10 protein-coding genes and 1 pseudogene are annotated in these 13,144 nt (G+C 70.9%); 1 reads left to right on the forward strand and 10 read right to left on the reverse strand.

Going from position 1 to position 13,144, the window contains the following annotated elements:
* The 3 genes from FDZ70_01910 to FDZ70_01920 form a co-directional block, all read right to left on the reverse strand.
* A partial coding sequence (locus FDZ70_01910; protein ID TLM80144.1) for a response regulator transcription factor occupies window positions 1-665 on the reverse strand: 665 nt, incomplete at its 3' end.
* A gap of 89 nt (window positions 666-754) precedes the next feature.
* Window positions 755-2,092, reverse strand: a complete 1,338-nt coding sequence (locus tag FDZ70_01915) for a glutamine synthetase (GenBank protein TLM80145.1) — start codon at window positions 2,090-2,092, stop codon at window positions 755-757.
* 142 nt (window positions 2,093-2,234) lie between these two features.
* The gene (locus tag FDZ70_01920) at window positions 2,235-3,245 is read right to left on the reverse strand and encodes a hypothetical protein (GenBank protein ID TLM80146.1); all 1,011 of its coding nucleotides are present in this window, start codon (window positions 3,243-3,245) and stop codon (window positions 2,235-2,237) included.
* Between FDZ70_01920 and FDZ70_01925 the strand changes: the two are divergent.
* Window positions 2,938-3,627: pseudogene (locus tag FDZ70_01925) on the forward strand (DUF1624 domain-containing protein). The gene FDZ70_01920 and the pseudogene FDZ70_01925 sit on opposite strands and share 308 nt — an antisense overlap.
* Before the next feature lie 806 nt (window positions 3,628-4,433).
* Here FDZ70_01925 and FDZ70_01930 read toward each other — a convergent pair.
* The 7 genes from FDZ70_01930 to FDZ70_01960 all read right to left on the reverse strand — a co-directional run.
* Window positions 4,434-5,240, reverse strand: a complete 807-nt coding sequence (locus tag FDZ70_01930; protein ID TLM80153.1) for a hypothetical protein — start codon at window positions 5,238-5,240, stop codon at window positions 4,434-4,436.
* Window positions 5,241-5,269: 29 nt separating this feature from the next.
* Window positions 5,270-6,781 carry an FMN-binding glutamate synthase family protein gene (locus FDZ70_01935; GenBank protein ID TLM80147.1) on the reverse strand — a complete coding sequence of 504 codons (1,512 nt, stop codon included), beginning with the start codon at window positions 6,779-6,781 and terminating at the stop codon, window positions 5,270-5,272.
* A 4-nt stretch (window positions 6,782-6,785) separates the two neighbouring features.
* Window positions 6,786-8,012: a hypothetical protein gene (locus FDZ70_01940; GenBank protein TLM80148.1), complete on the reverse strand. Its 1,227-nt coding sequence runs from the start codon at window positions 8,010-8,012 to the stop codon at window positions 6,786-6,788.
* Between the two features lie 5 nt (window positions 8,013-8,017).
* Complete coding sequence (locus FDZ70_01945; GenBank protein ID TLM80149.1) at window positions 8,018-9,394, reverse strand: hypothetical protein; 1,377 nt, start codon at window positions 9,392-9,394, stop codon at window positions 8,018-8,020.
* A gap of 232 nt (window positions 9,395-9,626) precedes the next feature.
* Window positions 9,627-10,202 carry a response regulator gene (locus FDZ70_01950; GenBank protein TLM80150.1) on the reverse strand — a complete coding sequence of 192 codons (576 nt, stop codon included), beginning with the start codon at window positions 10,200-10,202 and terminating at the stop codon, window positions 9,627-9,629.
* An 18-nt stretch (window positions 10,203-10,220) separates the two neighbouring features.
* On the reverse strand, window positions 10,221-11,909 hold the full coding sequence (locus tag FDZ70_01955; protein ID TLM80151.1) for a hypothetical protein: 1,689 nt from the start codon (window positions 11,907-11,909) through the stop codon (window positions 10,221-10,223).
* A 25-nt stretch (window positions 11,910-11,934) separates the two neighbouring features.
* A partial coding sequence (locus FDZ70_01960) for a sensor histidine kinase (protein TLM80152.1) occupies window positions 11,935-13,144 on the reverse strand: 1,210 nt, incomplete at its 5' end.

A 13,144-nucleotide genomic window follows, 5' to 3' on the forward strand; every position in this document is an offset into this window, starting at 1 on the left:
TTCCAGAGGTAGCCGACGTTGCGCACCGTCTCGAGCCGTCCCGCCAGCTCCGGCCCGAGCTTCGCGCGGATGCGCCGCACGTGCACGTCGACCGTGCGCGAGCCGCCGTAGTACTCGGTCCCCCACACCCGGCGCAGCAGCGTCTCGCGCCCGTAGGTGCGGTTCGGATGCGTGACGAGGAACGCGAAGAGCGCGTACTCGAGGTACGTGAAGTCGACCGGCGTCGCGGCGATGGTCGCTTGGTAGGTGGCGAGGTTCAGCGTGAGGTCGCCGACGCGCACGATGTCGGCGTCGGTCGCCTCCTCGCCGGGCCACAGCAGCGCGCGCACGCGGGCGGACAGTTCCTCGGCGGACGCGCCGCGCACGAGGAAGTCGCACGGCAGGCGCACCGGCAGGCGCAGCGAGCCGAGCGCGTCGGGCTCCACGATCGCGAGCGCGGAGACCTCGGCGCCGTCGGCCGCGGCGCGCTCGACCTTCTGCAGCAGCGCCTCGGGAGCGTGCCCGCCGTCGACCACGGCGAGGTCGACCCCCCCGCTCGCGAGCGCGGACACGAGGTCGGCGCTGCCGCCCTCAGACACGCGCAAGTCGAGCCCGGTGACCGCCTCGCGCACCCAGGCACGGGTGTGTGCGTCGTCGGACGCGATGTGGACGCTCTTCACGTGCACGATGCTACGCCTCCGGCGCCCGGTACGGACAGCGCCGGACGAGGAGAGCCCTCGCCCGGCGCCGTTGCCGTGCCTATCGGTGAGTCATGCTAGATGACGCTCAGGTACCGGTCCATCTCCCACGCGGTCACGTGCTTGATGTAGTCGGCCCACTCGGCCTTCTTGTTCTCGACGTAGAAGCTGTGGATGTGCTCGCCGAGGATCTCCTTCATCGCCTCGGAGTGCTCGAACAACTCGATGGCCTCGCCGAGGTTCTTGGGCAGGGTCTTGATCCCCGCCGCGTCGAGCTCGTCTTGGGACATCTCGAAGATGTCGTTGGTGGCCTCGGGCATGAGCTCCAGCTGCTCCTCGATGCCCTTCAGGCCGGCGCCGAGCATGACGGCGAACGCCAGGTACGGGTTGCACGAGGGGTCCGGCGAGCGGAGCTCGATGCGGGTCGCGGCCTCCTTGCCGGGCTTGTAGAGCGGCACGCGCACCATCGCCGAGCGGTTGGCCTGCGCCCACGAGACGTAGGTCGGGGCCTCGTAGCCGGGGACCAGGCGCTTGTACGAGTTGACGAGCGGGTTGGTCACCGCGCAGAACTCGGGCGCGTACTTGAGCAGACCGGCGATGTAGTGGCGGCAGATCTTGCTCAGGTGGCCGGGCTGGCTCGCGTCGAAGAACGCGTTGCCGTCCTTGGTGAACAGCGACTGGTGCGTGTGCATGCCGGAGCCGTTCTGACCCTGGATGGGCTTCGGCATGAACGTCGCGTACACGCCGTTGGCGTACGCGATCTCCTTGACCACCAGACGGTAGGTCATGACGTTGTCCGCCATCGTGAGGGCGTCCGCGTAGCGCAGGTCGATCTCGTGCTGCGAAGGAGCGACCTCATGGTGCGAGTACTCGACCGGGATGCCCATCTTCTCCAGCGTGAGCACCGTGTCGCGGCGCAGGTCGCTGGCGATGTCGAGCGGGGTCAGGTCGAAGTAGCCGCCCTGGTCGAGGACCTCGGTGCCCTGGTCGTCGGCGAAGTAGAAGAACTCGAGTTCGGGACCGACGTACATCGTGTAACCCATGTCCGCGGCCTTCTTGAGCATCCGCTTCAGCGCGTGACGGGGGCAGCCCTCGAACGGCTCGCCGCTGGGCTTCGTGATGTCGGTGAACAGGCGTGCGACGCCCTGCTCCTCGGGACGCCACGGGATGACCTGGAACGTGGAGGCATCCGGGAACGCGACCATGTCCGACTCCTGGATGCGGGTGAAGCCGTCGATCGAGCTGCCGTCGAAGCCCATGCCCTCCTCGAAGGCGCCTTCGAGCTCCGAGTCCGTGACGGCGAACGACTTCAGGACGCCGAGCACGTCGGTGAACCAGAAGCGGACGAACTTGATGCCCCGCTCCTCCACCGTCTTGATCACGTACTGCTTGTCGAACCTCGGTGCCATGCTCAACAACCTCCTCGACTCATCGGCCCGGTCGCAAAGGAGGCGCGACGCGGCCCTTCCCGACCCTTGATGAGTGCAGTCTAGAGGCGCGCGTGTTTCGGGGCTGTTACGCGATAGATACCCCGTTGCGGAGGCGCCGCGCAGGGCGCTACGGCAGCGTCTCGTAGAGGTACTCGCGGGTGTCTGCCGACGCTCCCGCGAAGATCTCCTTGGTGCTCAGAGCGCCGAGGTCGGCGTATGCGTCCATCGCACGCCGTTTTGCGGCCACGTCCGCGTCCGTGCCGCACACGAACCGCGGCGCGACCCGCCGCGAGGCCCGCGAGCCGTAGACGTAGACGCCGAAGAACCACGCGCGGTCCGTATCCGACCGGGTGACCTGCACGACCCCGTCGTGCACGGCGTCGTGGTCCGGGCGCTGCTGAGAGTCTCCGCGCAGGCTCGCCAGCGACCCGCCGCCGCCGTACGCCGCGGGCGCGAGGTACCCGACCGCCCCCTGCGGCGCGGCGACGCCCTCGAGCGCGGCAGCGACCGCGGCCGCCGTCACGCCCCTGTCCGGCATGCCGGTCGCCCCGTGCGACTGCGCTCGGCCGAGGAAGCGCAGCTCGGTGACGCCGAGCGCGCCCATCGCGTCGCGGTACTCGCCTCGGCGCGCGAGCCCGAAGTCCCACCGGTCGCGGTCGCCGTCGCCGTCGACGTCCGCTCCTGCCGGCCCCTGCGCCCACGCGGTCGCGTACTGGGACGCCTCACCGTCGGTGCACAGCACGCCGATCACGCGACGCCCCTCGCGCACGTTCGCGGCGATCGTCTGGCCCATCGCGTAGGTCTCGTCGTCCGGGTGCGGGCTGACAACGATGGCGGTGCCCGGCGCGAGCGGCGGCGCGATCGGCGCGCGCCACGCCGCGTACGCCGCGAGGGCGGCCGTCACCGCTCCGCCGATCACGGCGACGGCGGCGAGGGCACGCTTGCGGCTGACGACGGGCATGGCCCTCCCGTGGCGGTGGAGGCTGCGAGCACCATGTATGATGACGCAATCCTCCCCTCGCGGGGGCAGTGCGAGCGACAGGGGCGCCGTGACCGCGAAGGCCCAGACGAGCAAGCCGGGACGCCTGGTGTCGATCGACGCCGTGCGCGGCCTGACTGTGCTGCTCATGATCTTCATGGACCACACCGCGAACGCGACCGCGCTGGCGGCCGGGCCGTTCGCGTTCCTCGTGCACCCGCACTGGCACGGCTTCAAGCTGCCGGACTCGGTGTTCCCCGCCTTCATCTTCATCGCGGGCGTCTCGATGGCGTTCTCGACGCGCGGGCTCACGTCGTGGGCCGAGATGCGCAAGGCGGCGCCGACGCTGCTGCGGCGCATCGCGCTGCTGTTCGCACTCGGGCTGGCGCTGAACTGGGCGAAGTACGGCCTGCCGCTGCGGTACATGGGTGTGCTGCAGCGCATCGCGCTGGCCACGCTGGTGGCCTGGCCGCTCCTGCGGCTGCGCCCGCGCACGCTCGTGGCGACCGCGCTCGCGATGCTGGCCGTGCACACCGCGCTGCTCCTGTGGGTGCCCGCCGGAAGCGTGACGCCGGGCGGATGGGTCGCCGCGGCTTCCACGCCCGAGACCATCGCCGTGGCCAAGCACGCCACGATCGCCGGGTGGCTCGACCGCGGGCTGCTCGGCGTCGCTCACACGTACAAGGGCAGCGGCTTCGACCCGGAAGGCCTGCTCGGCGTGCTGTCGTCCGCGGCGCAGATGCTGCTCGGGCTCGCGTTCGGCAAGCTGCTGGCGGGCGACGCGCGCAGCGGCGAGCGGCTGCCGGCGCTTGCTGCCGGCTGCGCGGCGATGCTGGCCGCCGGGCTGGCGCTGTCGCCGTGGGTGCCGCTCAACAAGTACCTGTGGACCTCGACGTTCGTGCTGGTCAGTTCCGCGGCGTGCGGCGTGGCGATCCTCGCGTTCTACCTCGCGGCCGACGCGCCCGGGCGCACGAAGCTGCTCGGCTGGCTCGTGCCGACCGGCCGCAACGCGCTCGCACTGTACATCGCGAGCAACGTGCTCATCGTCGGCCTGCGTTACCTGCCCTTCACCGCCGAGGCGGGCCGGTTCCACGGCATCGAGGCGCTCGGGCGGATCCTCGAGCCGGCACTCGGCGGGGCCGGCGCGTCGCTCGCGCTGTCGGCGGCCCAGTGCGCGCTGTGGATGGCGGTCGCGTGGGCGCTCGACCGCAAGCGGGTCTACATCAAGCTGTAGGGCACGCGGACCCCGCCGTCGGCCGGGCTTCCGGACGCGACGCGGCGGGCGCCCCCGTCATCCGGAGACGCCCGCCGGCTCGCGCTACAGAGGCGACAGGGTGGGGGGCCGCCTCAGTACGCGTACAACTTGCCGTACGGCCGGTGCGAGACCGGCACCAGCTTCGTGAACGGCGCCGAGAGCACCTCGGCGATGTCCACGTCAAGGTCCGCGCAGTACTCCTCGAGGACGGGCGTGAGCTCCGCCAGGTCCTCGTCGGTGGCGGTGAAGATGCCGCACTCCTTGCCCACCTGCCACGACTCCACCTCGCCGCGCAGGTAGATCGTGCCGCCGTGCATGCCGGCCCCGCAGTAGCCGCCGACTAGCGGCCCCTCCTGCCCGCCGAACATCCCGAGCAGCACGAGCAGGCCGCCGGCCATGTACTCGCCGAAGAAGTCGCGGGCCTTGCCGCCGCACACCATGACCGGCACGTTGCCCTCGTACGCCTTCATGTGGATGCCGACGCGATAGCCGACGTCGCCGCGCACGAACACGCGGCCGCCGCGCATGCCGTAGCCGAGCACGTCGCCGGCGTCGCCGTGGACGATCACCTTGCCGGCGTTCATCGTGTTGCCGACGCCGTCCTGCGCGTTGCCGAACACCTCGACGACCGGGCCGTCCATGAACATCGCGAGGTCGTTGCCGGGCGTGCCGTGGACCTCGATGCGCACGCCGGGGGCCTTGATGCCGGTCCCGATGTACCGCTGGCCGTTGACGTCGCGGATGACGACGCTCTTCGCGCCGGATCCCACGGCCGCGCGGACCGCCTCGTTCATCTCCTTGTAGTACACGTCGCGCGCCTCGATCGTGGCGGTGTCGCCCTTGACCGTGACCTTCGGCGCGACCTTGAGGTAGCCCTCGAACGGAGCGGTCAGGTCCATCTCGCGTGTGGGTCCCATCGTGGCCTCCCCTACATCCCGGCGGGCTTGACGCCCAGGATCCGGCAGGTCTGCTCGTCGAGGCCGATCGCGCGCAGCCGCTCGCGCGAGCCGCGCAGCGACTCGACGGCGTTGACGCCCAGCGCGCCGAGGATCTCCTGCAGCTCGTGGCTCCACGCGTGCACGAGGTTGACGAGCCGCTCGGCGCCCCACTCGGGGTCGACGCGCCGGGTGAGCTCGGGCTTCTGTGTGGTCAGACCCCACGAGCAACAGCCCGTGTGGCACCCCTGGCACAGGTGGCAGCCGAGCGCCATCAGCGTCGCCGAGCCGATCGCGACCACGTCGGCACCGAGCGCGATGGCCTTGGCGGCGTCCGCGGAAGAGCGGATCGAGCCCGCGGCGACGATCGACGCGTTGTTGCGGATGCCCTCATCGCGCAGGCGCTGGTCGACGGCCGCGATGGCGATCTCGACCGGTATGCCGATGTGGTCGCGGATCACCTGCGGCGCCGCGCCCGTGCCTCCCTTGAAGCCGTCGAGGTAGACGTAGTCGGCGCCCGCGCGCACGATGCCGCTCGCGATCGCCGCGACGTTGTGCACGGCGGCGATCTTCACGCCGACCGGCTTGTAGCCGCTCGCCTCCTTGAGCGAGTAGATCAGCTGGCGCAGGTCCTCGATCGAGTAGATGTCGTGGTGTGGGGCGGGCGAGATGGCGTCCGTGCCCTGCGGGATCATGCGGGTGGAGGAGACCTCGCGGTTGATCTTCTCGCCCGGCAGGTGCCCGCCGATGCCCGGCTTGGCGCCCTGCCCGATCTTGATCTCGATCGCCGCGCCGCGGTTGAGGTACTCGGGGTCGACGCCGAAGCGCCCCGACGCGACCTGGACGATGACGTGGTCCGCGTACGGGTACAGGTCGGCGTGCAGGCCGCCCTCGCCGGTGTTCATGAGCGTGCCGAGCCGCGTGGCCGCCATCGCCAGCGACTTGTGGACGTTCAGCGACACCGAGCCGTACGACATCGGCGAGAAGATGATCGGCGTCTCGAGCATGATGTTGTTCGTCATGCCCGCACCGGGCGCGAGGCGGAAGCCACCCTCGCCGTCCGGCTCGACCTCGACCGAGTCGGGCTTGCGGCCGACGTAGGTGCGCAGCTCCATCGGCTCGCGCAGCGGGTCGATGGACGGGTTCGTCACCTGGCACGCGTCGAGCACGAGGTGGTCGAAGATGCGCAGGTAGGGCTTGTCGTTGCCCATGCCGGTGAGCAGCACGCCGCCGGTCTCGGCCTGCTTCCAGACGTTCTTGCGCAGCGCCGCGGACCAGTTGTCGTTGTCACGGTACGCGAGCGGGTTCTTCTCGATCGTGATGCAGTGCGCCGGGCAGTACGTCACGCAGCGGTGGCACGCACGGCACTTGCTGTCGTCGGGCAGCGGGCGCTCGTTGAACGCGTACGCACCCCACCCGCACTGCTGCACGCAGCGGCCGCACTTGTGGCACTTGTCGTAGTCGATCTTGACCCGGAACTCGGGCTGGATGAGTGTCTGCGGCATGGTTTCAGCCCACCTCCACCGTCTCGCAGGGTTCGGCGCCCGCGGTCACGGCGCATGAGATCTCGGACGCCGACAGGTGCAGGTCGCCGTGGATCGGCCAGTCCATGCCCGCCACGCGCGCGATGACCGGCTCGCCGGCCTTGGGCGCCCAGACGCGGTCCGGCTCGGCCATGACGCTGCGGATCGCGGACTCCTCGGAGGCGACCATGATCACGGAGCCGGTGCGCGCCGCGACGAGCGGGCGCAGCTTGATGCGGTCGTTGAGCGCCACCATGCCGCCGTTGAAGCCGAGCACGATGGCGAAGGGACCGTTGAGCATCGCGGGGCCGTAGACCGCGCGCAGTGAGCGCATGACCTCGGCCTCGGCGGCCGGCATGCGGTCGATCTCGGACCACAGCGGGCTCGCGAGCGCTTTGCACGCCAGCGAGATCGGCAGCTTGTGGCGGCGCAGCATGAGGTCGAAGAGGTACGCGGCGACCTCGGTGTCGGTGCCGAGCGTGCACCTGTAGCCGAACTGCTCGAGGTAACGGCTGTTGATGCCATAGCTCGAGATCTCGCCGTTGTGCACGATCGACCAGTCGAGCAGCGTGAACGGGTGCGCGCCGCCCCACCAGCCCGGCGTGTTCGTCGGGAAGCGGTTGTGGCCGACCCAGGTGTGACCCTCGTACTCCTCGAGGCGATAGAAGTGCGCGATCTGTTCGGGATAGCCGACGCCCTTGAACGCGCCCATGTTCTTGCCCGAGGACGCCACGAACGCGCCGTCGACGGTGCCGTTGATGAGCATGACCGCGTGGACGACGAAATCCTCGGCGCTCATGCCGGACTCCTCGAGCTTGCCCGGGTCGGGCTTGAGGAAGTAGCGCCACAGCAGCGGCGGCTCGCCGATGCCCGGGGTTGCCCGCGTCGGCATCGGCTCGGCGATGTCGACGAGGAAGCGTCCGGCGAAGACCTCCTCGGCGCGCGCCTTGGCCTCGGCGTCGTGGTACATCATGTGGAAGCAGAAGTGGTCGGCGAACTCGGGGTAGATGCCGTAGCCGGCGAAGCCGCCCCCGAGCCCGTTGCCGCGGTCGTGCTGGATCGCCATCGCGCGGATGGCGGTCTCGCCGCTCATCAGCGAGCCGGACTCGTCGCAGATGCCCATCAGCCCGCAGCCGCCGTGGATCTTGAACGGCGACTCCTCGCGGTAGCGCGTCGGGTCGAACCCACGCCAGCTGTCGATGTCGTAGGTCATGTCGCTCACTCCTCGCACCCGGCGCCGACCGGCTCGACGCCCGCAGCGCCGGTGTCCCCGGCGCTCTCCTCGGCCATCAGCCGCGCGATGACGTCGCCGCCGCTCGCGGGCAGAGGCCCCATGCCGAGCTTCGCCCGCGCGCTCTCGCGCGGGGCGCCCAGCGTGCCCGTCTTCAGGAAGGTCGCGTATGCCTGGCGCACCGAGTCGGGCCCGCCCTCGCCTGCCAGCGCGACCTCCTTGAGCTTGCGGAACGTCTCCGCCATGCCGATGTGGCTGTGACACAGCTCCTGGCAGGTGAAGCACTCCAAGCACTTGAACGCGGCGCCCTCAGAGACCACCCCGTCCATCTCGCCCCGCAGCAGCCGGCCGATCATCTCGGTGGGCTGGAAGGTCGGGTCGATCTTGCAGACCGGGCAGTCGTCCTTGCACGCCTGGCAGGCGTAGCACTTGCCGAGCAGCGCGACATCGAACTCCTTGGACACGGCCGCCTTGTCGCCCTGGGCGACGCCCCACTTGTCGAGGAACGGCCGAACCGACACGCGGTGCATGTCCAGCCCCATCTCAGACGGCTCATACCCGTACGCCAGCGCGATGAGCTCGGCGAGGTAGAAGACCGGGATGTCGATGTCCTCGTTGGCGCGCTGGAGCGCGGCCTGGTTCAGGTCGAACTGCTGGAAGCAGCTCGGGCACACGACCACGAGTGCGTCGACCTCGTTGGCCTTGAGGTCGTAGAGCTTGTTGCGGCAGAACGCGAGCGACGCCTCGCGCTCTCCGACGCGGTCGAGCGCGCCGCCGCAGCACTGCATCTTCGTCGGGTAGTCGACCACGCGGGCGCCCATCGCGGTCAGGAACGACTCGACCTTGGTGGGGTGCAGCGGGTCGTCCCAGCGCACCGCGGGCTGCGGCCTGAGCAGGTGGCAGCCGTAGTGGACGGCCAGCCGCATCCCCCACAGCGGGGTCTTGGCCTTCGACGCGACGAGCGCGCCGCCCAGCTCGTCGCAGACCCACTCGGCGAAGTGGGAGATCTTGAGCCTGCCGTCGTAGCGCAGGTTCTCGGGAGCGAGCCGCTCATTGATGCGCTCGCGCATGCGCCAGTCGGTGGCGAGGTGGCTGTGCGCCTCCATGAAGGTGGAGTAGCAGCCGTTGCACGGGGTCATCACGTCGAGGCCGGCCTTCTCGACCAGCGCGAGGTTGCGTGCGGCGGTGGTGAAGTACGCGTCCTCGTCGGTACCCTTCACCAGCACGCCCTCGGGGCAGCAGGTGTGCCCCTCCAACTCGCGGATCTGCGCGCCGAGGTCGCCCATGACCAGGCGCGTCGCCTTCTCGATGAAGGGGAACCGCGCGGGGATGGTGCATCCCCAGAAGACCGCGAACTCGCCCATGGTGCCTTTGCCGTCCTCTCGTGCCGTTGGAAACGAAAACGCCCGCTTCAGGCCTGATCGGCCGAAACGAGCGTCCTTGCTCGGTGCGTATGTGCGGCGCGCCTTCGCGCCGGTGCGCAAGCGAGTGTATCAGGGTCGGGCGCGCATGGGAAGGGGTCGGAAATGCATAGGAAACGGCGACGCCACGCGCCCGACTGCGGCGGAGGCGCCCTGCCCGACGGCGGTCGGGCCGCTACCCGCCCGCCTCCGCCTCGCTCGCCAGCACGACCGCCTCGGCGATCTCGCGCAGCGGCCGGCGCTTGTCCATCGCAAGCTTCTGGAGGCGCCGGAACGCGTCGGCCTCGGACAGCCCGCGCGCCATCAGCACGCCTTTCGCGCGCTCGACGGCCTTGCGCGTCTCGAGCCGCTCGCCGAGGTCGGCGACCTCGTCGGCAAGCGCCCGCATCTCGGCGAACCGCGAGACCGCGACCTCCATGGCGGGCATGATGTCCGCCTTCGAGAACGGCTTGACGAGGTAGGCCATCGCGCCGGCCTCGGCGGCTTCGCGCACGAGCGACGCCTGCGAGAACGCGGTGACCATGACGACGGGCGCCGTCTGGGTCTCGCCGATCGCGCGCGCGGCGGTCAGACCGTCGGTGCCGGGCATTTTCACGTCCATGAACACGATGTCGGGCTTCAGCGTGCCGCACAGCTGCACCGCCTCGGCGCCGTCGCGCGCCTCGCCCACGACCTCGTGGCCCTCTTCCTCGAGCATCTCGCGCAGGTCCATCCTGATGATGGCCTCGTCCTCCGCGATGAGCACACGCATGCCTGTGTCGCGCCTCCCCTACCGCGCCGCCAGCGCGGCGACCGCGTTGCGCGCGACCGCGAACTCGAACACGGGGCGGTCGTCGGTGTTGACCGCGATGTCGTCTCGCTGCACGCGCGCGGCGAACTCGGACACGTTCTCCATCTCGCGCGCGCGGTCCGCAGGCAGGCCCACGCTGGTGAGGTAGTCGCGCACGAACGCGCGGGCCTCGTCGTCGGTGCCCCGCCGCGCGCCCTTGAAGCCGACGAGGAAGACGTCGGCCGCTCCCACCTTGACGTTCGGGTCGACCATGCCCCACACCGTGTTGTCCGGGAACACCTGCGAGAACGTCTTGTACATCACGAGGAAGTCCCGGTCCGTGAGCAGGTAGCCGGGCAGCCACTGGACGAACACGCCGCCGTCTTGCAACGACGCGTCGGCGCTCGCGAAGAACTCGCGTGTGAACAGCTGAGCCGAGGAGGTCGCGAGCGGCCAGCTCGGCTCGGAGGTGACGACGTCGTACGACCCGGGCGATGCCGCCACGTGCGTGCGGGCGTCGCCGACGACGAGCCGCCAGCGCGGGTCGGCGTGCAGGGTGCCGCCGACGAACGACCGCGCCGCATCGTCCACGTCCGGGTTGATCTCAACGGTGTCGACCGAGTCGATCTCGTAGGTGAGCATGCGGAGCGCGGTGTAGCCGGTACCCAGGCCGATGACGAGCGCGGAGCGAGCCTCGGGAGCGTACGCGCGCGGCAGCGCTGCGAGCAGGCCGGTCGTGCCGACGTCCTCGGCGCTGTCGGAGCCCTCGACGAAGCCGCCGTTGCGCAGCATCCGCACCGGCGCGCCGCCGGCGGTGCCCGACGCCTCGAGCACGGTCACGCGGCTGTACGCGCCCTCACGGTCGAAGATGGTCGCGAACGAGTCCATCGCACGCGTGTACTCCGCGTACGTGGGGTAGCGCGACATGATGACCGGGCTCGGCGGCAGGCGATCGGCAGCCCATGCGGACGCCGCGATCACGGCGAACCCGACGATGCCGCCGAGCACCGCGCCGGCGCGACCGCGCCCGCGGCCGCCGGCGAGTAGCAGCCACGTGCCCGCCGCCAGGTTCAGGCCCGCGGCGGCCAGGATCGCGCCGCGCACGCCGAGCAGCGGGATCAGCAGAAAGCCGGCGGCCAGCGAGCCGGCGAGCGAACCGAGCGTGTTGGCCGAGTTCGCGAAGCCCACCTCGCGGCCCACGTCGCCGTAGCCGCGGACGAGCAGTTTGGAGACGACCGGCAGCGTGGTGCCCATCATCGTCGTCGGCACGAGCATCACCACGAGCGACAGCCCGACCTCGGCGGCGAAGAACGCGCCGGCGCCTCCGCGGGCGGCCGAGTAGAACAGCGGCGGCAGGACGCCGCGGATGAGCCACACCGACAACAGCCCGAACGCCCCGATGCCGTACTCGATCCCGCCGAGCCAGTCGACGAGGCGCGACTCGTAGGTGTCGGCGATCCTCCCGCCGATCGCCGAGCCGAGCGCCAGGCCACCCATGAACGCGGCGAGCATCGTCGAGACGGCGTAGACGGTCGAGCCGAACAGCACCGACAACTCGCGCGTCCACGCGACCTCGTAGACGAGCGACGCGGCGCCCGACAGCGTGAACGCCGTGAGCACGGCGGCGCGCAGCGCGCGCGACAGCGGGCGCGGCGCGGTGGCGGTGGCGGTGGCGGTAGGCTTGGTCACGGCGGCCTTCAGCAGTGCTCCTCGGTCAGCCGGCGAGCGGCACGCGCACCGTGACCACGGTCCCGTGCGCGCTCCTGAAGGCCAGCGTACCACGCAGGTCGTCGTGCACGAGCGTGCGCACGATGGCCATGCCGAGGTTGCCCGAGGACTCAGCGTCGAAACCGTCGGGCAGGCCGGCGCCGTCGTCGCGGACCTGGAGGTGCAGCTCGCCCGGGAGGCGGCGCACGGTCACGCGCACGAGCCCGGTGCGCTTGCCCTCGAAGCCGTGCTCGATGGCGTTGTGCACGAGCTCTGCGGTCACGAGCGCCATCGGCGTCGCGACCGTGGCGTCCACCGGACCGGTCTCACCCTCGACGAGCACCGACACGCCGGGGTTCTCGCCCTCGAGGCCCTGGCGCACCTGGTCGACGACCGTGCGGCAGACCGCGCCGAGGTCGACGCGCTCGTCATCGGCGGCCGAGAGCATGTCGTGCACGACCGCCATGGACGCGACCCGCTCGACCGCCTCCGACAGCGAGCGGCGCGCGTCATCGCTGCCGGCGCGACGCGCCTGCAGCCGCAGCAGCGACGCGATGGTCTGCAGGTTGTTCTTCACGCGGTGGTGGACCTCGCGGATGGTCGCGTCCTTGACCTTGAGCTCCTGTACGCGGCGGCGTGCCTCGGTCGTGTCCTCCACGAGCACGAACGCACCCGAGTCGAGCGCGATGGTGCGGTAGAGCAGCGACCGGCCCGCGAACTCGATCTCGGCCGCGGCGGCGTTGCCGGCGCCCGACACCGGCGCGATGCCCTGGCCGCCGCCCGGCAGCTCCGGAGCCTTCACGCCGGCGACCTCCTCCGCGCCGGCCAGCCGCATGATGCTCACCGCGTTCGGGCTCGCGTACGCGACGCGTCCGTCCGCGCCGATGCGCATCACGCCGTCGCCCGCGGTGCGCGTGGTCGAGAACGGGCGGCCGTCGCGGTCACGGAGCGCCGCGCGGCACAGCACGCCGAGGAGGTCCTCGGCGAGCCGCATGAACTCGACCTCCATCTTGCCTGGCGCCTCGGTGACCTGGACCGCGACGTGGCGCACGAGCGCGCCGTAGGGCTTCGCGCCTGCGAGGCCGACCGGGTGGGCCGTGGTCGCGTACGAGATGCCGCGCGTGGTGCGCGGGCGCTCCCCCGCGACCGGTCCGCCGGTCGCGAGCGCCTCGGCGGCCTCGGGCTCGTCGGCGGCGGCGAGCGACTCGCCCGCGCGC

The sequence above is a fragment of the Actinomycetota bacterium genome, from assembly GCA_005774595.1.
Classification (GTDB): domain Bacteria; phylum Actinomycetota; class Coriobacteriia; order Anaerosomatales; family D1FN1-002; genus D1FN1-002.